The organism is Candidatus Thiodiazotropha sp. AKAK3 (assembly GCF_058244645.1).
In genome coordinates, this window is sequence record NZ_JBSYOQ010000050.1 from 22,397 (window position 1) to 46,743 (window position 24,347).

The 24,347-nt window shown below is 46.9% G+C and carries 24 protein-coding genes; 13 read left to right on the forward strand and 11 right to left on the reverse strand.

Features of this window, described 5'->3' with window-relative positions:
• Positions 1-14 precede the first annotated feature (14 nt).
• Genes AC4IE7_RS10510 through AC4IE7_RS10535 form a run of 6 tightly spaced genes read right to left on the reverse strand, consistent with a single transcriptional unit; the run spans position 15 to position 5,939 of the window.
• Complete coding sequence (locus tag AC4IE7_RS10510; protein WP_490776791.1) at positions 15-968, reverse strand: triphosphoribosyl-dephospho-CoA synthase; 954 nt, start codon at positions 966-968, stop codon at positions 15-17.
• Positions 965-1,876 (reverse strand): ATP-grasp domain-containing protein, encoded by a 912-nt coding sequence (locus AC4IE7_RS10515; protein WP_490776792.1) that lies wholly within the window; start codon positions 1,874-1,876, stop codon positions 965-967. Before AC4IE7_RS10515 ends, AC4IE7_RS10510 begins: the two co-directional genes overlap by 4 nt.
• Positions 1,873-2,847: a methenyltetrahydromethanopterin cyclohydrolase gene (gene mch, locus AC4IE7_RS10520; protein ID WP_490776793.1), complete on the reverse strand. Its 975-nt coding sequence runs from the start codon at positions 2,845-2,847 to the stop codon at positions 1,873-1,875. The genes AC4IE7_RS10515 and mch overlap by 4 nt, the downstream gene beginning before the upstream one ends.
• Positions 2,844-4,004: an ATP-grasp domain-containing protein gene (locus AC4IE7_RS10525; protein WP_490776794.1), complete on the reverse strand. Its 1,161-nt coding sequence runs from the start codon at positions 4,002-4,004 to the stop codon at positions 2,844-2,846. The genes mch and AC4IE7_RS10525 overlap by 4 nt, the downstream gene beginning before the upstream one ends.
• Positions 3,994-4,896, reverse strand: a complete 903-nt coding sequence (locus AC4IE7_RS10530; protein WP_490776795.1) for an NAD(P)-dependent methylenetetrahydromethanopterin dehydrogenase — start codon at positions 4,894-4,896, stop codon at positions 3,994-3,996. Before AC4IE7_RS10530 ends, AC4IE7_RS10525 begins: the two co-directional genes overlap by 11 nt.
• Positions 4,896-5,939 carry a beta-ribofuranosylaminobenzene 5'-phosphate synthase family protein gene (locus tag AC4IE7_RS10535; RefSeq protein WP_490776796.1) on the reverse strand — a complete coding sequence of 348 codons (1,044 nt, stop codon included), beginning with the start codon at positions 5,937-5,939 and terminating at the stop codon, positions 4,896-4,898. The genes AC4IE7_RS10530 and AC4IE7_RS10535 overlap by 1 nt, the downstream gene beginning before the upstream one ends.
• Before the next feature lie 680 nt (positions 5,940-6,619).
• On the opposite strand from AC4IE7_RS10535, the gene AC4IE7_RS10540 reads away from it, so the two are divergent.
• The 9 genes from AC4IE7_RS10540 to pqqE all read left to right on the forward strand — a co-directional run bounded on the left by AC4IE7_RS10540 (position 6,620) and on the right by pqqE (position 14,904).
• Positions 6,620-7,924 carry a formylmethanofuran dehydrogenase subunit B gene (locus tag AC4IE7_RS10540; protein WP_490776797.1) on the forward strand — a complete coding sequence of 435 codons (1,305 nt, stop codon included), beginning with the start codon at positions 6,620-6,622 and terminating at the stop codon, positions 7,922-7,924.
• Entirely contained in the window at positions 7,918-9,585 is a 1,668-nt protein-coding gene (locus AC4IE7_RS10545; protein WP_490776798.1) for a formylmethanofuran dehydrogenase subunit A, read from the forward strand. Before AC4IE7_RS10540 ends, AC4IE7_RS10545 begins: the two co-directional genes overlap by 7 nt.
• Positions 9,582-10,478, forward strand: a complete 897-nt coding sequence (gene fhcD, locus AC4IE7_RS10550; protein WP_490776799.1) for a formylmethanofuran--tetrahydromethanopterin N-formyltransferase — start codon at positions 9,582-9,584, stop codon at positions 10,476-10,478. The genes AC4IE7_RS10545 and fhcD overlap by 4 nt, the downstream gene beginning before the upstream one ends.
• Positions 10,475-11,290, forward strand: a complete 816-nt coding sequence (locus tag AC4IE7_RS10555) for a formylmethanofuran dehydrogenase subunit C (protein ID WP_490776800.1) — start codon at positions 10,475-10,477, stop codon at positions 11,288-11,290. The genes fhcD and AC4IE7_RS10555 overlap by 4 nt, the downstream gene beginning before the upstream one ends.
• Before the next feature lie 412 nt (positions 11,291-11,702).
• Complete coding sequence (gene pqqA / locus AC4IE7_RS10560) at positions 11,703-11,777, forward strand: pyrroloquinoline quinone precursor peptide PqqA (RefSeq protein ID WP_490777039.1); 75 nt, start codon at positions 11,703-11,705, stop codon at positions 11,775-11,777.
• A 57-nt stretch (positions 11,778-11,834) separates the two neighbouring features.
• Positions 11,835-12,749 (forward strand): pyrroloquinoline quinone biosynthesis protein PqqB, encoded by a 915-nt coding sequence (pqqB, locus tag AC4IE7_RS10565; RefSeq protein WP_490776801.1) that lies wholly within the window; start codon positions 11,835-11,837, stop codon positions 12,747-12,749.
• Positions 12,750-12,761: 12 nt separating this feature from the next.
• On the forward strand, positions 12,762-13,493 hold the full coding sequence (gene pqqC / locus AC4IE7_RS10570; protein ID WP_490776802.1) for a pyrroloquinoline-quinone synthase PqqC: 732 nt from the start codon (positions 12,762-12,764) through the stop codon (positions 13,491-13,493).
• 3 nt (positions 13,494-13,496) lie between these two features.
• Positions 13,497-13,781: a pyrroloquinoline quinone biosynthesis peptide chaperone PqqD gene (gene pqqD / locus AC4IE7_RS10575; protein WP_490776803.1), complete on the forward strand. Its 285-nt coding sequence runs from the start codon at positions 13,497-13,499 to the stop codon at positions 13,779-13,781.
• A complete protein-coding gene (gene pqqE, locus AC4IE7_RS10580) occupies positions 13,747-14,904 on the forward strand; it encodes a pyrroloquinoline quinone biosynthesis protein PqqE (protein WP_490776804.1) in 1,158 nt (385 codons plus the stop codon). Before pqqD ends, pqqE begins: the two co-directional genes overlap by 35 nt.
• 109 nt (positions 14,905-15,013) lie before the next feature.
• Here pqqE and pip read toward each other — a convergent pair whose 3' ends face one another.
• The gene (gene pip, locus AC4IE7_RS10585; protein WP_490776805.1) at positions 15,014-15,988 is read right to left on the reverse strand and encodes a prolyl aminopeptidase; all 975 of its coding nucleotides are present in this window, start codon (positions 15,986-15,988) and stop codon (positions 15,014-15,016) included.
• A gap of 848 nt (positions 15,989-16,836) precedes the next feature.
• Here pip and xoxF5 point away from each other — a divergent pair.
• The 4 genes from xoxF5 (at position 16,837) to AC4IE7_RS10605 (ending at position 20,796) form a co-directional block, all read left to right on the forward strand.
• Complete coding sequence (xoxF5, locus tag AC4IE7_RS10590; protein ID WP_490776806.1) at positions 16,837-18,639, forward strand: lanthanide-dependent methanol dehydrogenase XoxF5; 1,803 nt, start codon at positions 16,837-16,839, stop codon at positions 18,637-18,639.
• A 50-nt stretch (positions 18,640-18,689) separates the two neighbouring features.
• A complete protein-coding gene (locus AC4IE7_RS10595) occupies positions 18,690-19,223 on the forward strand; it encodes a cytochrome c family protein (protein ID WP_490776807.1) in 534 nt (177 codons plus the stop codon).
• A gap of 116 nt (positions 19,224-19,339) precedes the next feature.
• The gene (locus AC4IE7_RS10600) at positions 19,340-20,194 is read left to right on the forward strand and encodes a substrate-binding domain-containing protein (protein WP_490776808.1); all 855 of its coding nucleotides are present in this window, start codon (positions 19,340-19,342) and stop codon (positions 20,192-20,194) included.
• Positions 20,191-20,796: a PQQ-dependent catabolism-associated CXXCW motif protein gene (locus AC4IE7_RS10605; RefSeq protein WP_490776809.1), complete on the forward strand. Its 606-nt coding sequence runs from the start codon at positions 20,191-20,193 to the stop codon at positions 20,794-20,796. Before AC4IE7_RS10600 ends, AC4IE7_RS10605 begins: the two co-directional genes overlap by 4 nt.
• Before the next feature lie 365 nt (positions 20,797-21,161).
• On the opposite strand, the gene AC4IE7_RS10610 is transcribed toward AC4IE7_RS10605, so the two are convergent.
• From AC4IE7_RS10610 to AC4IE7_RS10625, 4 genes are read right to left on the reverse strand one after another with little or no spacing between them, the layout of a single operon-like run.
• On the reverse strand, positions 21,162-21,788 hold the full coding sequence (locus tag AC4IE7_RS10610; RefSeq protein WP_490776810.1) for a hypothetical protein: 627 nt from the start codon (positions 21,786-21,788) through the stop codon (positions 21,162-21,164).
• A gap of 3 nt (positions 21,789-21,791) precedes the next feature.
• Positions 21,792-22,598, reverse strand: coding sequence for an ABC transporter permease (locus AC4IE7_RS10615; protein ID WP_490776811.1), 807 nt, complete (start codon positions 22,596-22,598; stop codon positions 21,792-21,794).
• The gene (locus AC4IE7_RS10620) at positions 22,595-23,332 is read right to left on the reverse strand and encodes an ABC transporter ATP-binding protein (protein ID WP_490776812.1); all 738 of its coding nucleotides are present in this window, start codon (positions 23,330-23,332) and stop codon (positions 22,595-22,597) included. Before AC4IE7_RS10620 ends, AC4IE7_RS10615 begins: the two co-directional genes overlap by 4 nt.
• A complete protein-coding gene (locus AC4IE7_RS10625) occupies positions 23,329-24,330 on the reverse strand; it encodes a YVTN family beta-propeller repeat protein (RefSeq protein WP_490776813.1) in 1,002 nt (333 codons plus the stop codon). Before AC4IE7_RS10625 ends, AC4IE7_RS10620 begins: the two co-directional genes overlap by 4 nt.
• Between the last annotated feature and the right edge of the window lie 17 nt (positions 24,331-24,347).

Consider the following 24,347-nt stretch of genomic DNA (forward strand, 5'->3'; position numbering starts at 1 on the left):
TTCTCCTTACCTTTTTATTGAGAGTTAACTTCGTTTCCCACCTCATTTGGGCGGGAATCGCGGACACGGGAAGTTCCCGTATTAAGTTCAAACACAGCAGATATCGATTCCAGATGCGCTATGAATAGCGTAGCTACAGTCATATCTGCAGAGGTACCGGGATTGATACCTTTACGTTTGAATTCGTAGTCTGTTTGTAACAGACGTAAATGAAAATGTTCGGGTGTGCTTGCATGGGACAACTCTTCTTCCAGTTTTGCCACATGGAGACTGATCACAGTCGCCCTGTAAAGCCCATGCTTGCGTTGAATATGTGTATCAGGAAAGCGCGCCAATAAACTGAGAAACAGACCGGTGATAACCCACTCTCTACTTTGCCAACGCTGCTCATATTCACGAAGCTGTGGAAGTGCGAAATCGAAAAGATTTGCGTAGCCTGTTGCATATTGGCGTGCAATGGTATCTCTATTTGATGCATGCTCCATCACTTCGAGCAGATGACCTGTGGGTGTCTCAAAAACATCATGCTTCGCTGACGCTCCAAGCCCTCCTGGTGCAGCCAATCGAATCGCACGAAACAACCAATCCATATCTTCTTCATTGGCCTGAGTCAGAACATTGCACAATCTGTCACGCAACTTGGTTTTACTGCTGTCTTTATCAAGCATTGCTTGAATCAGTGGCGCACACAACATCAGAATGCCAAGATTGGTATTGCAGCCCACTGCATCGTGGGTAGCTTCAACGGCTCGGTAGATACGCTCTCCCAATCCCAAGCCAGGCGCTGTCAAAGGTTTAGCGCTGACATTAGCGCTATTTGTAAAATCCTCCAGGGTCATGCCGTGTCCATCTGCGTAGCGATGGACATTACCTGGTTTCAGGGCATCAAGTTCACTCAGGCAAGACTGATGATAAGCTGCTTCTATCTGCTGCCTTAGATCACCACCCTCTATCAGGAACTCGGTCACCAGACCACCTCCGTCAATGGTTTGTTTTGACAACAACCAAGAAAGTCTTCAACCAGTAGATCAGTTACATCATGCGGTGTTACCTGTTGTAATCCTTTCCAGGCCGGAATACTGTTGACTTCCAAAACATAGGGCTGATCTCTACCATCGCGCAGAATATCAATACCGGCATAGCTCATATCCAAGGCACCAGCAGCTGCTTCTGCCAGCTCTTTTAGTTCCTGATCCAGCACTGCTGCATGACAGCGTGCCCCTTGAGCCACATTACTGATCCATCCCTTTCCTCGACGCAGCATCGCTGCAACTGCTTTGCCATTAATGACAAATACGCGCCAATCATGGACATCTTCTCTACCGGTGGAGATATAACGCTGTAGATAGTAGATACCGTTATATGACTCCGAATCCGGGAGTTCCTCAAAGTTTCTGACTCTCATAAGTCCATTCCCCTGGGAACCGAACAGGGGCTTAAGTACCAGTTCATGGCCTGCCTCGAACTCTTTCATCGCAATCTTCTGCAGATCATGTCCAGCTTGCAGAACCCAGGTTGGTGGTGTCGGTATGCCTGCTGTGTGCAACAGAAAGCTGGTCATGCCTTTATCCACACTGCGTTCGATCGCTCGTGCATCATTGTAGACACAGACACCAAGATGTTTAAGGGCATGCAGAATATCGAGGTAGTGCACAACCTGCTCAAGTGTTCCACCAGGAACGCCCCTAACGAAAACCCCGTCAGGGAGTGTTTCGAAGCCAGGTATCAACAAACCGTGTCGACCACTATTGAGAGTAAACCCGCACTCTTGTAAAGAGACGAATTCACTGCTGTATCCATGGGCATTGAAAGCCTCGCGCAAACGAGCCCCATGCCAACCTGGATCATCGGTAAAAATAGCAATACGATTACTCATGGTGCTATACCGAAGGAGGCCGTGAGCAGGGTATTATCGAGTTTACCCCCTGCGTAACTGTTTCCGCTCTCAAGCGAACTCACCACTACCCTCGCCGGGCTGAACAACATCGGGTCAATTTTGAAAAAATCATATTCATAGGCTTTGAAAACTTCGGCAAATGGACGCCCATAGTCTCGTGATGCACTACTGGGCAGGTCAGTTGCCAGCTTTTCGGCTGCCCCATCCTCTCCATTGACAAACAGTTGCACCAGACCGGCAAATAGAATTGCATCGTTGGTTCGACCCATGGCATTTAGAAAATCTGGTGCTGGCGGTGGCAACGGTGCACTACCAAATCCATCTTGAATAGAATCCAGGTCAAATCCCAATTCATGGGCTTTGTGCATTGCAACTTCCAGAACTCTGGCAACGATCTGTACTGTTCCAGCAAGACTGCTGGTAGGCGTCAGAATCAGTGTCAGGTTCGCTACATCTATTCCGCAATCCCGTGCGATTTTCTCGCACAGGGGCTGCGGTGGAAATCGATCAACCTCGAGCACCAGACAGGTGGAATCTGCCTGATCCCGATAGCCCATCTCTTTCAACAGTGGCTCTTTGTATGCCAGTACACGACCGGGTCCGGAACCCAGTGCGTTAAAGCCTTTTTGACCCTCTTCTTTGTGGGACAGACTCCAGCCTGCATACTGACTGCCCAGACAGGCGAGGACTGGATTCGTTGTCTGTACGTGAACAGAGAGCGGCCAACCGGCCACCGGCCCACTGCCACTTAAACTGACACGGCCCAAACCACCAAGACAGATCTCTGCTATTCTGCGTCCAGCTTCCAGAGAGCCTGGTACATTGATCCCTGCGTCTACAATGACACAGCCGTTTTCCAGGCGCTCAACTGCAATTCTCAATTGGTCTGCATCAGACTGTAGTGATTCCACCAAGGGTTGAGTCAAGGCATTGATACTGGGCATCTTCATACCACCGCCTTACGTTGCTTCGATTCACTGGAGAATGTGCCGAACATTTGTAAAATATCTTCCTGGTAGCTTTCTAAAACAGCTTCTACCCTGTCCACACTTGTGTCGGTTGCAAACAGACTGCACAGTGGTTGTCCCTCGACGATGCGGGTTCCGTCAGCAGGACGATCTTTTACCCAGTCAGGCCAGTTCATAGAGAATGGAATTTGAAGCGTTCTTGGTGCATAGACAATTTGATGACCATGCACAACAGCACTGCTCACCATAGGCACAATTGGCAGTTGGCCCTGGCAAGCTTGGATATGATGTTTAATCCAACCGTCAGTTAATAGATGTTCATACAACTCCAGTGTGGCTGATGGTCTTGGATTAAGATCAATCAGGTAGAGATCGTTATCATTGAGTATGAAGTCAAAGCTGTTTACACCGCGTAATCCCAACTCGAACACCAGCTTTTCTATGATATTGTCCAGCTGATGTCGCTGAATTCCATTCAGTGAAGCCTGGCCTATCGCACCGGTGTAAAGAAATGGTGCAGGCGCATTGGCAGAGTCCATTCCTAACCTGTTATAGCCAATGGTTCTGTGCCGTTTGCCATCGGCAATAAAGAGAACTGACATCACCTGCCCTGGGAGATGTTTTTGGTAGTAACATTTGTAATCTGCCGCAGAGTGCTGAGGATCAAAATAGGCTACCCCCTGGCCACCACAACTGCCTGTTCGTTTTATCAGCCAAGTTTTTTCAACCGCTGAATATGGCGGGGTAAAGCTGACTTCTGGATAGGGGATCCTCAACCTGTTTAGCAAAGAGAAATAGCGACGAGGTTTTCCTATTATCTCAAACACATCAGGGTCATTGCCATAAAGCTGAAATACATTTGATAATCGCTTCAACAATGCAGATGATTCTTCCAATCCCGCACCGAAGATCACTCCACTGATATCGTCTGGGGCATGAGAGACAATTTCGTCGACGAACATATCCATATCTTGTCGCAAGAACCCTCGACTGACAGGCCAGCAATCAGCTATAGCCAAAGTGTCTTGATCACAGAAACCGTCAAGTACTGTGACCTGGTAACCACTGCGAACTGCTGACTCTGCTATAGCTCTACCGCTGTTAGCCAGAACCAATAACGCTTTATGCTCAACTGACATAGGCTCTTGCCACCTCAAAGGCACTGCTGAAATCAAGAAATTCAGGATTACCGGTTTCAAACATTTGTTTCAATAATCTGTGTTGGGTCTGGTATTTCACATTTCCTACTGCCAACGCGCCTATACCCACAGCACCACTCGGCGAATCGGCGATTGCCACACCATCATCCATCACCCCTACCCCTTCAATACCTTCCGGGGGTACCGCATTCACATCACAGGCAACTTTGAGTCGTTCAGCTTTTTGTATATGACTCTTATTCAGCACCTGAACACCCGCTTTGGCTGCGTTGAAAACCACATCAGCCTGGCTGGCAAGTTCAATAATCATTTCATCGTTGCTCGCCACAGCGGCAGACATTGTAGAACCGTATCGTTGATTGCATAACGCCACTAAACCTTCAGCTTTATCCAGGGTGTCATGACTGACAATCACTGCCTCGGCACCTGCATTGGAGGCGAGCATCGCTGCTGTGGATCCGACAGGCCCTGTACCACCGAATACCATCACACGCATATCCTGCAATCCTTTGCTATCGAGCTTCTTGAGCTCTCTTTCTACACATGCGACCATTCCTGCAGCCGTTGTGAAGGCGCCGCTGGGATCTGCAAACAGGGATACCTCGAAAGGTGGCACCATCGACTGTTTTGCTCTATTCATCATCTCCATCGCCACATGAGCATCCCGGCCGCCAATGAATATGCCTGTCCGCTTAACCCCTTTTGGACCACGAGAGAAGATTGCGTCCTGAACCAGATCCTGTACCTCATCCACAGTCACGTTGATGTAGGGTGTACAGGCAGTCCACCCGGCGTCGTACGCCATATTTACGTCAAAAGGGCTGAGATTCTTGACTGCACTCAGCATATGCAGCAAATAAGGTCTTTCCATCAACGGGCTCGCTTGTTGTTTATAAGTCTTGTGGGTTGTTGTAAAAGGGTGATATCCGCACCTTGGTTGCGAGCTGCAACCTGCTGGCAACGGAATGATGAGAACTCGCCAAAATGGTGTTTGAGTGATTGTTCAAGCCAATCGGCCTGATCAGCATCTTCGAGCAGCACAAATCCGGTGGGGCCCCATGAGCTCTGACCAATGCCGTTGAATCCCTGATCTGAAATCCATTCCAAAGCAGCAGAAATCACCGGGCTGGTGAAACGTCCACCCTGGGCCGGAGAGAAATGGTCACCAACCACCTGTTGAATCTTTCCAATCGCATTTGAGAATGGAGAGAGTTGAGCCTCCATGACACCTGGGATCACCTGCATCATCACCAGTCGACACAGATCTGCTGCAGATTGCTCCGGGAATTCCGGCAGGTCTGAGAATGCTGTTAACTCAGCTTCACCATGTAACCCTTGCCCCCGAGTATCAAACAGCAACAAAGCTCGCCATGCTTTGGGAAAATCGAGCCTGACTGCAACTGGGGGGACAGCGTCAATCTCGCCCCGACCACAATCGAGTATGAAACCACCTTGCTCAAATGCGCCTATACCGATTCCCGATCTAACACCGCGCTCCATACACTGGGCAATGGCTCTACTATCACTATCGCCACCATATAGGCGTTCAATTGCTGTTCCTACGGCCAGCGCCATCTGGGTACCTGAGCCCAAACCCACATGGTCTGGAATCGCTTGCATCAACTTGATATCGACGCCACCTTTCAAGCCCCGAGCCTCAAGGTATCGTCTTGCATATTTGATTGCCCGCGCCTCTCCTGGGCCACTGGCAGTAATTTCTGTTGATTTTGCAGCCCTTAAGTGAGTTGCCAGAGTATCGATGGTCAGGCCTATACTGCCAAATCGTCTCCCCAGACCACCGTGCAGATCGAGGAAACCCAGATGCAGGCGTGCAGGTGCCTCAACTTCCACCTGGAGTCCTTCATGACTGGATATGGACGGGTATATCATTTGGTCGCCTTCATTAATTCTCATTATCAATTCACCTCCTGCAATTTGCATGCCTGCAAACCTGAAAGCTATAAACCGTCAGCATCGACACTCTCTCAATAGGATTTGTAATATGCAAAATCTACTCTTGACTAGAGTGCTATGTGACCTAAACAGAGAAGAGATTGTCACAAATAACCTGTGCGCAGCCAGTAACGAAAAACAAGCTATTGACAGCAAGCATGAGAGATTGGAGAGTGGATTCAGAGGGTGTTTAGAGTAGTCATCAACTGATTTCATATGCAGCATCCATTGCTCGATGAGTCCTGATTGTTGGTAAATGGTGTTAACTGGAACGGGGGTTGTGATAAGTGTTTAATTCCTTTCCAGACCTACAGTTCAATGCACCTGACTTGAATCAATGTGTCACATGCCATGCCCCAGCATTAAACAGTTGACCATTCCCAATGAATGTGCAGGTACAAAAACACATTAGGTTTTGACCAGTTAGCTTGCAAATTGATAAAGAAACATAACTCAAGGGAGCAACCCTTGTCTGCGGCCCACGCCTTGATTTTGAACGGGTCGTAAAGCCAGAGGGCATAAGCAGTTAATAGAGGTGCCCTATTGATGCTCCTGCAGTACGGGTTATTTATAAAGTGGCACACTTTCTGCACTACTGCATGGATTATTCACCGCATCGCCAACAGGATCATTGATACCACATGTGGAATAACACATTACAACAAACCATGAATTCAGTGACCTGCCCCGGCTGCGGATTGAGCTGCGATGATCTGCAGATCACGGTAGATGATGGTCAGCTGAAATCATTGAATAACAGTTGTGAAAAGGCACGCAGCTTTTACAACACAGCCTTCGATAATGCTGACCCAACCCCTATGATTGAAGGCTCCGCAAGCACAATGGATGAAGCATTGTCACTGGGCGCCCAGTTATTGCGGGATTCTGTCTCTCCACTATTTGCGGGTTTAGCTACTGATGTAAACGGCATGCGTAGCATACTGAATGTGGCCGACCATTGTGGTGCAACGTTGGATCATCTCAATGGCGATGCCATGTTCAGGAATCTTCGCGTGGTGCAGGATAACGGCTGGTTTACCACCACCTTTTCTGAAGTACGTAACCGAGCAGATCTGGTGCTCCTGGTGGGTAAGCAGGCTACCGATCGTTTTCCTCGTCTCGTCGAACGGGTATTTCATCCTCAGGAGTCGCTCTTCACCAAGCAAGGTCAACGAAAGATTGTGTTACTGGGTCCCTGGCAGGATGAGGATCTACCAGGAGAGTTGGCAGCCCTGAATCCAACGGTTATTACAACTGAAATCGACTCTATATCAGATATTGTCAGCTTGCTACGCGGTCTGGTTGCCGGCAAACCCGTTAATCCTGGTCATCTGGGTGATTCCCTGACTGGCTTGGCCGAACAACTGTTACAGGCGAAATACAGTGTCATCTGCTGGAGTGCTGCAGAACTCGATATGCCCCATGCTGAGTTGATTGTGCAAGGTTTGGCAGAACTGGCAAAAGCACTCAATGAAAAAACCCGCAGCGCTGCCCTCCCCCTTGCCGGAAGCCAAGGGGATATTACCAGCAATCAGGTCTGTACCTGGCAGCTTGGATACCCTCTGCGTACCCGGTTGAATCGAGGTTATCCTGAGCATGATCCACGCCTCAACCGCTGGCAGGATCTATTAAGCCGTGGTGAGAGTGATCTGTTGATCTGGACCTCATCCTTATCACCTCAGGCGCTACCACCGGTCTGTGAATCTCCAACCATTGTTTTGGGTCATGCCGGTATGAAATTTGAGAAACAACCTACGCTCTTTATCCCGGTCGGGGTGCCGGGTATAGATCATCATGGACATTGGTATCGAAGTGATTCCGTCTGTCCGCTACCTCTGGGAAAGTTGAGGGATAGCGATCTTCCATCTGTCGCCAGAGTTATGCAGCAGTTACTCGAAAGGGTGCAATCGAACAAGACAGCGTCAGAGAGGACAAGCGCATGTTGATTAAGCTTGCAGGCGCCAGAGTCTACGATCCAGCAAACAGTGTCGAAGGTGAAATCAGAGACATCTATATTCGTGACGGCATCATTGTCCCTGCTCCAAAAAGTGATGAGACCATACAGAAGACCTATTCCCTTGAGGGTAAGATTGTGATGGCTGGTGCTATTGATCTGCATACCCATATCGGCGGCGGTAAAGTCAATATTGCGCGCACCATGTTGCCTGAGGATCAACGAGGCAACCACAGATTGAAAACCGACCTGACCCGCTCAGGAGGTGGACATGCAGCGCCCTCTACCCTGTCGGCAGGTTATCGTTATGCAGAGATGGGCTATACCAGTTGCTTCGAACCTGCAGTACTGCCTGTGAACGCAAGACAGGCTCATATGGAGATGGCAGATACCCCAATGATCGACACAGGTGGTTATGCAATGCTCGGTAATGACGACCTGTTGTTACAACTGATGGCCGAGGGTGCTGAACAGCAGACGATCAATGACTATGTTGCATGGACGATGAAAGCCTCGCAGTGCATCGGCATAAAAGTGGTCAACCCAGGTGGTATCAATGCCTTCAAGTTCAATCAGCGGAAACTGGATGTTGATGATCTACATCCACATTACAAGCTCAGGCCTCGCGATATAGTACGTACTCTGAGCCGTGCTCTGAATGAACTTGGCGTCCCTCATCCTCTGCATGTTCATGCCAGTAACCTTGGTGTACCAGGTAACTATCAGTCAACACTGGCCACCATGGATGCAACAGAGGGATACCCGATTCATCTGACCCATATCCAGTTCCATAGCTACGGCACTGAAGGGGATAAGAAATTCTCTTCTTCAGCTGCAGAAATTGCCGAAGCGGTCAACAAGCAGCCTAATGTCTCCATTGATGTCGGACAGGTGATGTTCGGTCAGACAGTTACAGTTTCTGGCGACACCATGGCGCAACATGCCAACCATAGCCACGCCCACCCAAACAAGTGGACCTGTATGGACATCGAGTGCGATGCCGGTTGCGGTGTGGTTCCGTTTCGATATCGGGACAAGAATTTTGTCAACGCTTTGCAATGGGCGATAGGACTGGAGCTGTTTCTGATGGTAGACGATCCGTGGCGTGTCTTTCTCACAACGGATCATCCGAACGGCGCCCCCTTTACCAGCTATCCCCATTTAATAAGACTTTTAATGGACCGCAGCTTCCGCAATGATCTCTTGGCACAGATTAATCCCGATGCGGCTGCTGCCAGTCACCTGAAGAGTATGAATAGGGAATATTCACTCTACGAAATCGCAATTATGACCCGTGCAGCACCAGCCCGGATTTTAGGCCTGAAAGACCGTGGACACTTGGCGCCTGGGGCCATGGCAGATATCACCGTTTATCACGCCAACAGTAATCCTGAGCAGATGTTTGAGCGACCTATGATGGTTTTCAAACAGGGCCAGGTTATTGTTGAGGAGGGTCGGATCACAGCACCAGTCACTGGAGCCACCCAAGTGGTGCGACCAGAGTTCGATCCAGGTATAGAGAAGGTGATTGGGCGTTGGTTTGAACGTTATCACAGTATGGATATGCAGAATTTTATGATTTCAGATGATGAGATGTCTGAAGGCATTGGCAGTCCGGTCAACATTCACCCCTGTATGGACAGCCGAGCATGATCATTAACGGTACTGAAATCGAGGATACCTTTGCCGAAGCCTTCGGCATGAGTGCAACCCGCGTCATCATCACCGCAATCAATCCCCGTTGGGCGCGCATCGCCGGTGAGACCATGACCGGCTTTGCCACATCGGTCATTGGTTGTGGCGTAGAAGCGGGTATCGAAGCGGAACTTGAGCAGGATGAAACCCCTGATGGACGACCAGGTGTCAGTGTGTTGCTGTTTGGTATGTCGGGTAAAGCCCTGGCAAAGCAGCTGGAGACCCGAGTCGGTCAATGTATATTGACCTGCCCCACCACTGCAATTTTCTCAGGCATGCAGGGTGAAAAACTGATACCCCTGGGTAAGAATCTGCGCTTTTTTGGTGATGGCTACCAGATTTCGAAACAGATTGGTGGCTCACGTTATTGGCGGGTGCCGGTGATGGATGGTGAGTTTCTTTGCGAAGAGAGTGTCGCCAGGGTGCCTGCTGTAGGTGGTGGTAACTTTCTGGTGTTGGCTGAGAGTCAACAGCAGGCATTAACCGCCTGTGAAAAGGCTATAGAGGCAATGAGCATTATTCCGAATATCATTATGCCTTTTCCTGGCGGTATCGTTCGTTCAGGGTCAAAAGTCGGATCAAAGTACAAAACGCTGATGGCCTCAACCAATGATGCTTACTGCCCAACTCTGAGAGGTCTGGTCAAATCCAATCTTGATGAAGATATCGGTTCAGTGATGGAGATTGTTATTAACGGTTTAACGGATACCGATGTAATGCTCGCTACCCGCACCGGTATCAGTGCAGTCTGTGAACTGGGTGCAGAGGCAGGTATCAAGCGCATTTCTGCTGGAAATTATGGGGGTAAATTGGGTCAATTTCACTTCCACTTACGGGAGGTGATGGCATGAGTTGCCTGACCTTGAGATTAAAGTATCCGCTTGCTCAACGAATCGACATGAGTCCGTTCACCCCAGAATCACTCGCTGGAAAATCAGCACATGAAATTGCCCGCATCCCTGTTTGGCAGGGTAACCGGCAGATAGACCTCGGCGAGCTGTTCGAGATAGAGGGTAGTGCATCAGAGCAGTTAATTATTCAGTCTGAGAGTGACCGACTTGATTGCATTGGTGCAGATATGAGCAGTGGTAAAATCATTGTTGAAGGTAGTGCAGGCGCCTACCTGGGATGCGCCATGAAAAGTGGTGAGATCCTTGTAACAGGAGACGCAGGAGTTGCCGCTGGCTGTGCCATGAAGTCTGGCCGACTGACCATTAAAGGTAACGCCGGGGATTTTCTTGGTGGCGCCCTTACAGGAGAGCGTCAGGGAATGCGTGGTGGATCGATCATCGTTAAAGGTAATGCAGGTGACCGGGCTGGCGACCTGATGCGTCGAGGAACAATCCTGATTGGTGGTAATAGTGGCGATTATTGTGCCTCACGAATGGTTGCTGGAACCATCATCGTAGGTGGTAAAAGTGGAAAACAGACTGGCATGGCTATGCGCCGTGGCACGCTGATTACTGGCAATGAGCCGACATCGTTACCCGCTACATTCAACGACAATGGTCAACAGACACTCAGTTTTCTTGCCCTGCTCAGCCAAAATATCCCGTCTGATTCAGGATTCGATAATCTCATCGAAAAGGGAACACGGGTTCAACGTTGGCTTGGAGATCTAAGCTGTGATGGCAAGGGAGAGATACTGATCTGGTGCTCATAGAGCTCAGACTACTCTCTGCGCCCCCAATTTCCTGGATATTCTGTTCCTCTCTGACAAGCCAATGGTCCAGTCGAAAAATGATTATATCCATCCTCCTTTTATATTTTTAAGGATGGGCCTTAAAAAACTATCCGATGTTATCAGTCATCTTTGATTCAACTGTCCCTTTTGTGGCACACCCCCCGGTCAACAATATCCCAAGTTGACAAGTGCGACAGGAAAATTTCCCAACCATTTTCTGCCATATTGTCTGTCATACCCTCATATAGGGTAAAAAACCTGTATAAATCTACCATTTCAATTAAAAGGCACAACATTTGCTATGAAGTGGTTACGCTGTCAGAGACTGATAGTGAAGTTATAACAGAGTTAATTCGCTAAAAAGCACTACAAACTTGAGGAGTGATGTCACATGAAATGGTCTACACCTTCCTATGAAGATCTGCGTTTTGGTTTTGAAATAAATCTCTATATCAACAACCGCTAGCAGGTCACTACTGTTACCACCTGTAATACAGGTGGTAACATATAACAACAAAACTATATGCTAATACACATTCTAGGTTCCGGTGCGGGTGGTGGCTTTCCCCAGTGGAACTGTAACTGCCCAAACTGCCAGGGTGTCAGAGCTGGCACCATCAAAGCTACCCCCCGTACACAATCATCCATCGCCGTTAGCGCTAACGGAAAAGAGTGGGTACTCTTCAATGCTTCGCCAGACATTCGTGCACAACTCGATGCCTTTCCAACACTACAGCCTGGTAGATCGATACGGGACACGGCAATCCGTGCAATTCTGTTAGTCGACGCACAGATTGATCACACCACAGGGCTTTTGCTGCTACGAGAGCATACAGAGCCATGGGACGTCTATTGCACTCAAGCCGTACATGATGACTTAACCACTGGCTATCCCATCTTCAATATCCTTGGTCATTTCAGGGGTGTTAACTGGCACGAAGTTAAGACAGATGAATCCACTTTTACCATCCCAGGCATCGACGGTCTGCTCTTTACTGCGGTTCCATTGAAGAGCGAAGCCCCCCCCTACTCTCCCCATCGCCACAACACTGTACCTGGCGATAACGTCGGTATCAGGGTGCAGAATAGTGTCACTGGTCAGAACCTATTCTATGCTCCCGGGCTTGGTTCCATGGAACCCCATATCTTGCCTTACATGCAACAGGCCGACTGTGTCTTGGTCGATGGCACCCTGTGGAAGGACAATGAGATGGTGCAGGCTGGTATCAGCCAAAAGCTGGGGAGTGAAATGGGACATCTCGATCAGTCAGGTGATGGAGGCATCATGGAGATTCTGGGTAGTTTGACCAAGCCAAGAAAAATACTGATTCATATTAACAACACAAATCCAATCCTCGTGGACGATTCTCCTGAGCGCCTGGCGTTAACTGAAGCAGGTATCGAAGTCTCCCACGATGGCATGCAGATAGAACTATAAACGAGAAGAGTTATGACCCCAAATTTACACGCCCCATGGTCAAAGGAAGAGTTCGAAAGCAAACTGCGAGAAAAAGAGAAGTTCTACCACATCAATCATGAATTTCATCTGTTGATGAATAGTGGAAAACTGGATAAGCCGGCAATTCAGGGTTGGGTCGCCAACCGCTTTTATTACCAGGTCATCATTCCGGTCAAGGATGCAGCAATCATGTCCAACTGTCCTGATCGGGATGTTCGCCGACACTGGATACAGCGTATGATTGACCATGATGGCACACAGGGCGATGAAGGTGGTATTGAAGCCTGGCTGTTACTGGGTGAGGCAGTAGGTCTACCCAGAGAGGATCTGCTCTCGCACAAACATCTGCTCCCCGGCGTTAAATTTGCTATCGATGCCTATGTAAACTTCGCTCGCCAGCAACCCTGGGAAATCGCAGCAAGTTCATCACTGACAGAACTCTTTGCCCCAACCATTCATCAGAACCGACTCGATAACTGGCCCAAATATTATCCCTGGATTGATGAGCGTGGTTACCACTACTTTCGTAAACGCCTGACTGAAGCACGACGTGACGTAAAGCACGGACTGGATATCACCTTGAATTACTACAAAAGCCGAGAGCAACAGGAGAAAATGTTAGAAGTTCTGCAGTTTAAACTAGACATTCTCTGGACGATGCTCGATTGCATGTGGATGGCCTATGTGGAAAACAAACCGCCTTATCACAACATACCGGCCTGACCCATGAATAATCATTTTAAAGCAGATGATATTCCCCAGATCGCACCCACTTTTCGTTTTCAGTGGGAAGAGGCACAAGGATGTCATGTGATTCTCTATCCTGAGGGAATGGTCAAACTGAATCCTGCTGCAGGTGAGATTCTCAAGCGATGTGATGGTGAAGCCAGCGTCGCCCTGATCTTGAATGATCTAAAATCGACATTCCCCGAAACGGACCTGGAGGATGATGTCTACCAATTTCTGGATACCGCTTATGACAACCAATGGATCCGACACAAGCCCGCCTAAACCACTCTGGTTATTGGCGGAGTTGACCTATAAATGCCCGTTGCAATGCCCCTATTGTTCCAATCCGCTTGATATCGCACGGTATAAAGATGAATTATCAACGGAAGAGTGGATCAGAGTATTTCGTGAAGCCAGGGCCATGGGTGCAGTCCAGCTCGGATTTTCTGGCGGCGAGGCACTGGTTCGTAAAGACCTGGAGATATTAATCGCAGAAGCCCATCAAATGGGTTACTACACTAACCTGCTTACCTCGGGGGTAGGCATGGATGAAGCCCGCATCAAAGGCTTCAAAGAGGCGGGACTGGATCATATACAGGTCAGCTTTCAAGCCAGTAGTGAAGAGCTAAACAACTTTATTGCAGGCAATAACTCCTTTCAACACAAAATGGAAATGGCTCGGTTGGTGAAGAAGTACGACTACCCGATGGTGCTATGTTTTGTTCTTCATCGTCATAATGAAGACCAGGTAGAACAGATCCTGGAGATGTCCTACGCGCTGGAAGCCGACTATGTTGAACTGGCCACCACTCAATATTACGGTTGGGCACTGCACAATCGTGAACAATTACTGCCTACACAAGAGCAAGTCGAAGCCGCAGAGGCCGTTGCCCATCGCTATCAAGAGAAATACAAGGGAAAGATGCGGATCTTCTATGTAGTCCCCGATTACCATGAAGCACGGCCAAAAGCCTGCATGAACGGATGGGGAGCAGTATTCCTCACTGTTGCGCCTGACGGCACTGCCCTGCCCTGCCATGCTGCCAGTGAACTACCCGGACTTACATTTCCAAATGTACGAGATCACAGTGTTGATTGGATATGGAATGAATCATCGGATTTCAATAAGTTTCGTGGATTTGGATGGATGAAAGAACCTTGCCAGAGCTGCTCTGAAAAAGAGAAGGATTTTGGTGGCTGTCGCTGCCAGGCCTACCTGCTCACTGGCGATGCAACCAATGCCGATCCGGTATGCAATAAATCACCACATCATCAACAGATGGTTCAAATGGTTGAACAAGCGAATAATAAAAAAGAGAGTGATGCAGCACCCTTGGTATTCCGCAATATGCGAAATTCAAAAAAGTTGACCTCTGATAAGTGGCCGGAAGCAAGCAGCCAGTAAGCGGAATATTTCCAGATGCGACAGAAAGCATCTCTATAGGGTTATCAAGCTCTGATGCTCGAAAAATAGTGGCAATCCAGAGGTAATCTATGAGGTGCCCTTATCCCGCCTAACTTCCGGATAACATCACTCTAAACCGGTCAGTCTCATGCAACAGAGCAGAAATCATTGCAGGTTCCTCGATAATATGACCCGTCTGCTGCAGCTGAATAAATCTTGAATCAGGGATAGCCTGGTGCAGTAGCCAAGCCGACTCCATAGTACAGGTCAAATCGAAATTACCGTGTACAATAGAAACAGGCATTGAGGGTAGTGATTCAATTCGACTCAGCAACTCATTTTCATCGATAAAGTAACGGTGATAAGCGTAGTGAGTCTCGATTTTTACCTTTGCCAGCAATCTCTGCCGCTGAATACTCGTTTCACTCGCCCGCTGTGGACTTTTCTCACTATCTTTTGCTTTATGCCAATGAACTATGTGATTACCCCATGCAGACCATCTGCGGGCAGCCTGTAGCGATAGATCAGCATCATCACCATGAACCGCACTATAGTACCAATCTATTAAACCAGCTGATTCCTTACAGTTGGGTATATTTATCGAAAGCCCATTCCACACTTGTGGAAAAAGGCGCTTGAGGCCAACAAAAAACCACTCAAGATCTGATTTTCTTGCTAAAAATGTTCCTCTCAGGATCATCCCGGATATCCTGCCTGGATGAGCTAATGCATAGGCCAAACTCAAGGTGGCGCCCCAAGAGCCACCGAACAGCAGCCAGTTCGAAATACCCAGATGCTCCCGAATCACTTCAAGGTCCGATACAAGATCTTGAGTTGTATTCTGTGATGTATCACCTGATGGTTGAGATTTCCCTGAACCTCGCTGATCGAATAAGATAATTCGATAGGTTTCAGGATCAAATAAACGTCGATGATCTGGAGAACAACCTGATCCTGGACCTCCATGTAGAAATATCACAGGAATCCCCTCTCTATTGCCACTCTCCTCAACATAAAGCCGGTGCTTATCTACTGATATATAGTGAACACTATTGGGTTCACAAGAAGCATAGAGAGATCTCATCTTATTATTGGCCTTTGGGTTGTAATCAAAGGATGGTGCGCACTTAACCATTGGGCAGTTAACCACCTGCTATTGGATTCTTTAAGGGAACATTAAGTATCGTTTAGTTCACTTAAGCCGGGTTGAAATAAAGTGTCCCAGCTGTGACACACACCTAAATTCCACACCGAATAAAATGAATCACATGATTTTTCATGAATTGAGTCTTTCTTATACATATGTATTTTCTGATAGTTCTAAGCAATACAAGTATCTGAATATTTAGGCGGTATGACAACAAACATAAGCATTATAAACTAATAAACTAATAAACTCTTAACTGATTGTTTTTTAAAAGCACACTAATTATTCATATCAAGTTTGCTAATTATTCAGGTCACTATCCATTTTAAATTCAGTAGTTATGAGACGCTTTTTCATATTTTAAACAGTAAGTTAGATAGCATTTATAAAATATAATAAATAATTACTATATATCTATTTTTTAATATTGAAATCTCGAATAAGGGTTAAGCTAACACTGACGAATGAACTGTTAATTAAATTTTATCTACTTTTAATAGTCTAATATTTATATCACTGAGATCCGCAGATTCTCGCCCTTTTATTTATATTTTTTTATTTGGCACACTAGTTGCTCCTTTCAAATTGTCGCGAAATAAGACTACCTGCATTTATGCGACAGAACATATTTATATACCCAAATTAGGAGTGTTCATTGATAGCAGAGGAGAAGCTATACCGACTATTACGATTCAGTACCGGCAGGATGCCACTTTTTCGAATCGTTTGTTTTCCCTTGTTGAGTAGGTAGTCCCACTAATGAAAAAGACCCGAGGATTTAAACTATGGTAAAAGCAAAACGCAAAGTTTTGGCGATATGCTTCACCGCCTCTGCCATGCTGGCTGCAGCAGGTGGTGTTACAGCAAACTCAGAACTTTTGAAAATGCAAAAGAACGCTGATGACTGGGTGATGCCAAATGGTAACTATGGTAGTACCCGTTACAGTGAACTGAATCAGATCAATGCAAATAATGTTAAAGACTTGAAAGTTGAGTGGACATTCTCAACTGGCGTTCTCCGCGGTCATGAGGGTGGCCCATTGGTATTGGGTGATGTGATGTATATCCATACCCCATTTCCAAACAAGGTTTTCGCTCTCGACCTTAATGATAGTGGTAGGATTATCTGGAAGTACGAACCTCGTCAGGATACCAGTGTAATTCCTGTTATGTGTTGTGACACAGTAAACCGTGGACTGGCTTATGGTGATGGCAAGATCCTCATGTCACAAGCCGATACAACACTGGTTGCCTTGGATGCAAAAACAGGCAAGAAAATCTGGTCTGTGAAGAATGGTGATCCAAGCAAGGGTGAAACCTCAACTGCAGCACCAATGGTCGTTAAGGATAAAGTCTTTATCGGCATCTCTGGTGGTGAATTCGGTGTTCGTGGATCAATGACTGCTTACAGCCTCAAGGATGGTAAGCAGGTATGGCGTGGCTATTCAATGGGTCCAGACAGTGACACATTGATGGATGGCAAGAAAACCACTCATCTGGGTAAACCAGTTGGTAAAGACTCCGGCATCAGCACTTGGCAAGGTGACCAATGGAAAATCGGTGGTGGCGCTACATGGGGTTGGTACTCTTATGATCCAGATGAAAATCTGATCTACTACGGATCTGGTAACCCAAGTACTTGGAACCCGGTACAACGTCCAGGTGATAACCGCTGGTCAATGACCGTTTGGGCTCGTGATGCTGACACTGGTATGGCCAAGTGGGTCTATCAGATGACCCCTCATGATGAGTGGGACTACGACGGTATCAACGAAATGATCCTGGTCGACAAAAAGATCAAGGGTAAAATGCGTAAAGCACTGGTTCACTTCGACCGTAATGGTTTTGCCTACACCATGGATAGAGTAAGTGGCGAACTGCTCGTCGCAGAGAAGTATGATCCAGCTGTCAACTGGGCCACTCATGTGGATATGAAGACCGGCCGCCCACAGGTCGTATCCAAGTACTCCACCCATCAGAATGGTGAAGATGTGAACTCTACCGGCATTTGCCCGGCTGCATTGGGTTCCAAGGATCAGCAACCAGCCTCCTATTCACCACGTACCGGCCTTTTCTATGTGCCGACCAACCATGTTTGTATGGATTATGAACCTTTTGAGGTCTCATATACTGCAGGTCAACCCTATGTTGGAGCAACACTCTCCATGTACCCAGCACCTGGTGGTAACAACCTGGGTAACTTCATCGCATGGGATGCAGACAAGGGTAAGATCGCATGGTCAAACCCAGAGCCATTCTCAGTATGGAGTGGCGCACTCGCCACTGCAGGTGATGTAGTTTTTTACGGTACTCTGGAAGGTTATCTGAAGGCAGTTGATGCTAAATCAGGTAAAGAGCTTTATCGCTTCAAAACACCATCCGGCATCATTGGTAATGTCAATACCTACATGCACAAAGGCAAGCAGTACATTGCAGTCCTTTCAGGACTTGGCGGATGGGCTGGCATCGGAATGGCAGCAGGTCTGACCGATCCAACTGCGGGTCTTGGTGCTGTGGGTGTTTATGCATCTCTCAGTGACTACACCCAACTTGGCGGTACCTTGACTGTTTTCTCACTGCCAAATTAATGAGCTGATGTAGCGCTCTAAACCGTCGCCATTCACGCAGATGAATTAGCGTGAATGGCGACAACATACCAACTGAACAACACCTTTACATGGTAATTTTTACGAGGCTCTATATGCAGCACTTAAGATACAGCAAAACCTTTTTCCTGGCAGCCATGGCGCTCACGTATTCTATAACCAGTTATTCAGCTGCATCCAAAGCCGATTATCGGTCTTTTCAGCCATCACCTGATAAACCTTACTATTTCGAAGATGGAAAAGTTGACTTCGGTACCTATAACGGCTTTCGCCGCTATCATGCAGATTGTCATGTTTGCCACGGTCCCGCTGGTCTTGGCAGCTCTTATGCCCCAGCGCTGATGGATTCTCTAAAAGTCATGACCTGGGGAGATTTCGTCAATGTAGTAATCAGTGGACGGGAAGGCATTGATAACAGAATAATGCCATCTTTTGCTCAAAACGTTGATATCGTAACCAACCTATCTGATATTTATGCTTATTTAAAAGCGCGTTCAGATGGTGTCATTGGGGCAAACAGACCCAAGAAATTCCCTAAAGTTAAAAAAATGATTGCTGACAAGTAAAGAACTCTACACATAAAAAAATAAACAATTGTGTATATTTATCAATAGTACAAGTAGTGATAATCTACTCTGTCATTGATGACTGGTCTAGCCGATAGCAGTGGAGATCAAGAAAAATGTTAAAATCAGGTTCAATCTATTCTGTAAGAATGTTGGACCTTTTTTTATTTCTCTCATTGCTATTCCTGGTAGTAGCAAACACGCCAGCAGAGGCAAAAAACACATTTGAGGCTCGAAATAAAGACTATTTAACAGTCTGTGGAGATCCCAACCATCTTCCCTTCTCCAATAAGGAGATGGAGGGATTTGAAAATCAGATAGCTCAGTTGATTGCAGATGACCTCGATAAGAGGCTTCGTTATCACTGGTGGCCACAAACGATTGGGTTTGTTCGTAATACCCTTCGAGTTCGTCTCTGTGATCTGGTAATGGGTGTTACCTCAGTTAATGAACTGTTACAAAATACCAACCCTTATTACCGCTCTGTCTACACCCTGGTCTATCGTAAGGATAGTGGACTGGAGATTCAATCTCTCGATGATCCTGCATTGAAGGATCTCCAACTCGGAGTTGTTGCAGGAACCCCACCAGCGACATTGCTAAGTAACTATGGACTGATGGGACAGGTTCATCCGTATCACCGTACAGTAGATACCCGGCTATTTTCACCAGCCACTCAAGCCATTGAAGATGTAGCTATAGGGAAGATTGATATTGCTGTCATCTGGGGACCCATAGCAGGGTATGCTGCCAAGCAGCAATCTACTCCCTTAACTGTCATCCCCCTACCCGCAAAAGTTGATTCAGTGCCATTGGCTTTCAATGTATCGATGGGGATACGAAGACGCGAAAACAATTGGAAGCATCAGTTAAATGAAGAGTTAAAAAAACTTGCTCCAGATATTGAAAAGATTTTACTTCAATATGACATACCGCTGTTAGACTCAGACAACAGACTGATCAAACCTTGATACTGACTAAAACAAATAATCTGCTGGATGGTAAACATATCACAGTAATAGTACTGCTCTATGTTGGCTTGTCTGCTTTAAATCTCTTCGCATCGGAACCTAACTCTACGCTTTTTTCATCAGAAGGTTATCGCATTGCTGATTTTCGTGCGCCGGTTCCTGACTCTGTACCTTCAGGCACAACGTTAACAGCGCAGCAGCTAAAAGATCTAATGGATGAAAAGTCGATTCTGTTGATCGACGTCTTACCAACACCGATAAAACCCAAGGATCGGCCGGAAAATCTCTTATGGCTTCCCCCAGCGAGGTTAAATATCACAGGATCTCATTGGTTACCCAATGTAGGCTTTGGTGCATTGTCAGATGAACTGGACAACTATTTCAAAGGTAACCTGAAAAGATTGACTAAAGAGGATAAGAGTAGCCCTATAGTAATCTACTGCCTGGCAGATTGCTGGATGTCATGGAATGCAGCAAAACGCGCTGCAGAAGAGTATGGCTATAAGAGTATATACTGGTTTCCCGACGGTACCACAGGCTGGGAAAAAATGGGTTTGCCACTGGAACAAAGTTCACCGATACCGATTGAGTCAATTGAATAACCCCGTCATACCCAACCACAATGCAGGCACATCCAATCAAGATAGTATAGGCCAACCGTAGGGTGGGGCCCTGCCCCACCTTAAACCGTTGATTGTAGTGGTCAGGTCTTATTTGCTCTTAGTCTATTTTTAAATGGCAAATAAACACACTAATATTGCTTATCAAACATCTTGAACGACCAGTGAAATATTCGAAGCTTATGGTGGGGCATGGCCCCACCCTACTGTACTGGAACAAGGTTTTCCGATACCGATAATAACCCAATCATACCCAACCACAATGCAGGCACATCCAATCAAGATAGTATAGGCCAACCGTAGGGTGGGGCCCTGCCCCACCAAACCCAGCTACAAAGCAGGCAAATTCAGTCAAGATAGTATGCAATCGTACGAGCCAATGACCCGAGCTTCTCTTCAACTACCCGCGGGCGAGTACAAAGATATTGGATAAAGGTCTCTCGCTCATCAAACATTCTCTGTTTAATCTCCATCTCATTCTGCATCAGAATAAAACGTGCCTGAGCATCTGGTGAGGGGTCATCCTGCAATCGAACCATCTCATCGAGTTCTTCGCTTAGTCTATTGGCACGTTCAGCCTGTCCTTGGGCATACCGGGTTATACCATCAAGCTCCTTTTTGCGCTTAACATTAAGTGACTCAATAACCCCTGCAAACAGCAGGGTAAGTTTGTTATCTTTCTCCTCAGGTATTTGCTGATCAGCAAAAGTAGCAATTTCCCTGTCTGCATCACCAACTACATAATCCGCTGATACGAATCGCAGAACAAGACTCTCAATCTGCTTATCATGTTGCCAAAGTTTCTCCATCCCATCTATCGATGGCCCGGCCCACACCACAGCCGCGGGCACATCAGAGACATAGGCTTGTTCACACGGCCAATCAGGATTTTTCTCCTCTGCCGCAACCTGAAGTGGAATATTTATACTTATCAGGCAGACAAACAGAAGTTTATTCACTCTCTTTTGAAACAATTTCTAACCTCCTCCCTGTTTTCGGGTCATCAACCCTCGAGCCGGGTCATAACCATAAAGTGCACCAGCCAAAAACAGTAATAGTGAGCCAACAACCGCAAACAGCGCAACCCAACCTATCTGTCCATAGAGCGAAAACCTGATTAGCTCAACAGCATGGGTAAATGGGTTAAAGCGACATATCTCGTAAAGGAAAATACTGGAATCCTTAATGCGCCATAAAGGATAAAGTGCTGAAGATGCAAAAAACATGGGGAATATGACAAAATTCATTACCCCAGCGAAATTTTCTAACTGCTTTATAGCGGAAGATAGCAACAAACCCAATGCGCCAAGCATCAAACCAGATAAAAAGAGTGCTGGAAATGCCAATAGATACCCTATCAGTGGTGGTTGAACATCCCAAAACCAAGCTATTGCAAGAAACAGATATACTTGTGCAATAGAAACCAATGTCCCTGCGGTTAGTTTGCAAAGCAGCAGATACCATCGAGGAAAGGGACTGACCATTAACATACGCATGCTACCCATTTCACGGTCATACACCATGGAGAGAGAGCTCTGCATACCACTGAATAGAAGAATCATCGCAGCCAGACCTGGAACTATATACTCTTCATAAAGAATATAGGTTTCATAGGGGGGGATGATGGATACACCAAGTATTGAGCGAAAACCTGCTGCAAAAATAAAAAGCCACACCAGAGGTCTTACCAGCGCACCAAAAAAGCGTTCTCTTTGGTGCAGGAACCTTAAAGCCTCACGAGCCAGAATACCCCATAAACAGATTAGATACTGCTTTATATTCATGCTTGATCACTTCTTGTGAGACTGTTGAAAGCCGACTTCACACTATCAGTTTCTGTCTCCTGCATAATCTGTTTTGCGCTACCTTGAGCGAGTACCTTGCCCCCATGAAGTATCACCAGACGGTCATCGAGTTCAACTTCATCAACTAGATGGGTAGCCCATAACACACCAATTCCATCCTCACGACAGCGTTTACGAACCTGTTGCAGAATTGCCTGACGACTATGTATATCAAGCCCTACTGTTGGTTCATCTGCGAGTAGAAGAGTGGGTTGATGCAGAAGTGCTCTGACAAGTTCCACACGGCGCCGCTGACCACCACTTAAGGCTCTTACCTTGTCTGTAGCACGGTCTGACAAATCAATTTCATCCAGCACGGTAAACATTCGCTTCTCAATTTTATTCGGGTTCAAGCCCTGTAATGCACAGTGATAGCGAAGATTCTGTATTAATGAGAGATCCAGATCCAGGGTCGGTTGTTGGAATACCACACCCAGTTGAGCTAATGCCTTTCGGGTCTGTTTTTGCAGATCGTGGCCATAGATATCAATCTTACCGCCGCGACTCACAAAAAGCCGGGTAATCAAAGAAAAGAGTGTTGTTTTACCGGCACCATTAATACCGAGTAAGACACAGAACTCTCCCGGTTCCAGGGTAAAGGTAACACTATCCAGAACCGGTCGCTTGGTATAGGAGAAACTGACCTCTTTTAAAGTAAGCGCTGCTTCACTCATTTTTTCACCACAATACCCCACGGTAGACGTCCCACTCTGATCGATTTTTTGACTTTTAACCGATTTACATCGATAACCGAGACATCGTTACTTACCCCATTGGTAGTAAATAAAAATTTTTCATCAGGAGAAAAGGCAAGGTTCCAGACCCTCTGACCTACCAGTAGATATTTCTCAACTTCAAATGTGGAAGTGTCGATGACTGCCACCCTGGCCGCTGGCCCTAAGGCGACAAAGGCCTGTTTGCCATCGCCGGTAATCTTGATGCCAACGGGTTGAATAGTCTCTTTGTGGAGTCCTGGAATCTGAAAACTGATCTTCTTTATGATTTTATGGCTATCTGCATCGATCACGCTGACTGTGCCACCAATCTCTGATGAGACCCATACCTGTTTGCCATCGTTGCTGAACTGAGCTACCCGAGGTCGTTGATCGACCAGCACATTATGTTCAACCTTCAAGGTTTCAAGATTGATAAAGTGCGCCATGTTAGTGGTTTCCGAAGTATTGACCAACCATTTACCATCAGGACTGATACCCATACCTTCAGGTTCCACACCAACCTGGATTTCGGTTACCTTTGAGCGCCCCTCAATATCAACCATGGTCACCATATTGTCATCTTCGTTGGCAGCATAGAGATACTTACCCTGCGGCCCAAGCACAAGCAACTCAGGATCTGGACCAGAAGGTAGTTTGTGAGTAACTTTTAAAGTCGCGAGATCAAGTACTTCGATATGATCGGCATCACTGGCACAGACATAGAGTGTTTTGCCATCTTTACTCAAAGCGATACCCCTTGGTCGCTCTCCTACTGTCACTTCATCCAGTACTTTGAGACTCTCTCCATCGATGATGACTATTTTATTGTCTTTCTCACTACTCACATATACGGTATAAGCCGGTAGAGTTGTGGTAACAAGGGATAGTAGTGTCAACCACAGAAGCTGTCGTTTCAGCAGATAGTCGATTCGACCTCGAGAAGATATTCGAGACATTTAAGACTCCTGATTAA

What these genes read in the sequence shown, in the direction of transcription:
- AC4IE7_RS10515 (WP_490776792.1), bottom strand. Translation starts at nt 1,876, where the DNA reads ATGAGTAATCGTATTGCTATTTTTACCGATGATCCAGGTTGGCATGGG.
- mch (WP_490776793.1), bottom strand. Translation starts at nt 2,847, where the DNA reads ATGAAGATGCCCAGTATCAATGCCTTGACTCAACCCTTGGTGGAATCA.
- AC4IE7_RS10525 (WP_490776794.1), bottom strand. Translation starts at nt 4,004, where the DNA reads ATGTCAGTTGAGCATAAAGCGTTATTGGTTCTGGCTAACAGCGGTAGA.
- AC4IE7_RS10530 (WP_490776795.1), bottom strand. Translation starts at nt 4,896, where the DNA reads ATGGAAAGACCTTATTTGCTGCATATGCTGAGTGCAGTCAAGAATCTC.
- AC4IE7_RS10535 (WP_490776796.1), bottom strand. Translation starts at nt 5,939, where the DNA reads ATGAGAATTAATGAAGGCGACCAAATGATATACCCGTCCATATCCAGT.
- AC4IE7_RS10540 (WP_490776797.1), top strand. Translation starts at nt 6,620, where the DNA reads ATGTGGAATAACACATTACAACAAACCATGAATTCAGTGACCTGCCCC.
- AC4IE7_RS10545 (WP_490776798.1), top strand. Translation starts at nt 7,918, where the DNA reads ATGTTGATTAAGCTTGCAGGCGCCAGAGTCTACGATCCAGCAAACAGT.
- fhcD (WP_490776799.1), top strand. Translation starts at nt 9,582, where the DNA reads ATGATCATTAACGGTACTGAAATCGAGGATACCTTTGCCGAAGCCTTC.
- AC4IE7_RS10555 (WP_490776800.1), top strand. Translation starts at nt 10,475, where the DNA reads ATGAGTTGCCTGACCTTGAGATTAAAGTATCCGCTTGCTCAACGAATC.
- pqqB (WP_490776801.1), top strand. Translation starts at nt 11,835, where the DNA reads ATGCTAATACACATTCTAGGTTCCGGTGCGGGTGGTGGCTTTCCCCAG.
- pqqC (WP_490776802.1), top strand. Translation starts at nt 12,762, where the DNA reads ATGACCCCAAATTTACACGCCCCATGGTCAAAGGAAGAGTTCGAAAGC.
- pqqD (WP_490776803.1), top strand. Translation starts at nt 13,497, where the DNA reads ATGAATAATCATTTTAAAGCAGATGATATTCCCCAGATCGCACCCACT.
- pqqE (WP_490776804.1), top strand. Translation starts at nt 13,747, where the DNA reads ATGACAACCAATGGATCCGACACAAGCCCGCCTAAACCACTCTGGTTA.
- pip (WP_490776805.1), bottom strand. Translation starts at nt 15,988, where the DNA reads ATGAGATCTCTCTATGCTTCTTGTGAACCCAATAGTGTTCACTATATA.
- xoxF5 (WP_490776806.1), top strand. Translation starts at nt 16,837, where the DNA reads ATGGTAAAAGCAAAACGCAAAGTTTTGGCGATATGCTTCACCGCCTCT.
- AC4IE7_RS10600 (WP_490776808.1), top strand. Translation starts at nt 19,340, where the DNA reads ATGTTAAAATCAGGTTCAATCTATTCTGTAAGAATGTTGGACCTTTTT.
- AC4IE7_RS10615 (WP_490776811.1), bottom strand. Translation starts at nt 22,598, where the DNA reads ATGAATATAAAGCAGTATCTAATCTGTTTATGGGGTATTCTGGCTCGT.
- AC4IE7_RS10620 (WP_490776812.1), bottom strand. Translation starts at nt 23,332, where the DNA reads ATGAGTGAAGCAGCGCTTACTTTAAAAGAGGTCAGTTTCTCCTATACC.
- AC4IE7_RS10625 (WP_490776813.1), bottom strand. Translation starts at nt 24,330, where the DNA reads ATGTCTCGAATATCTTCTCGAGGTCGAATCGACTATCTGCTGAAACGA.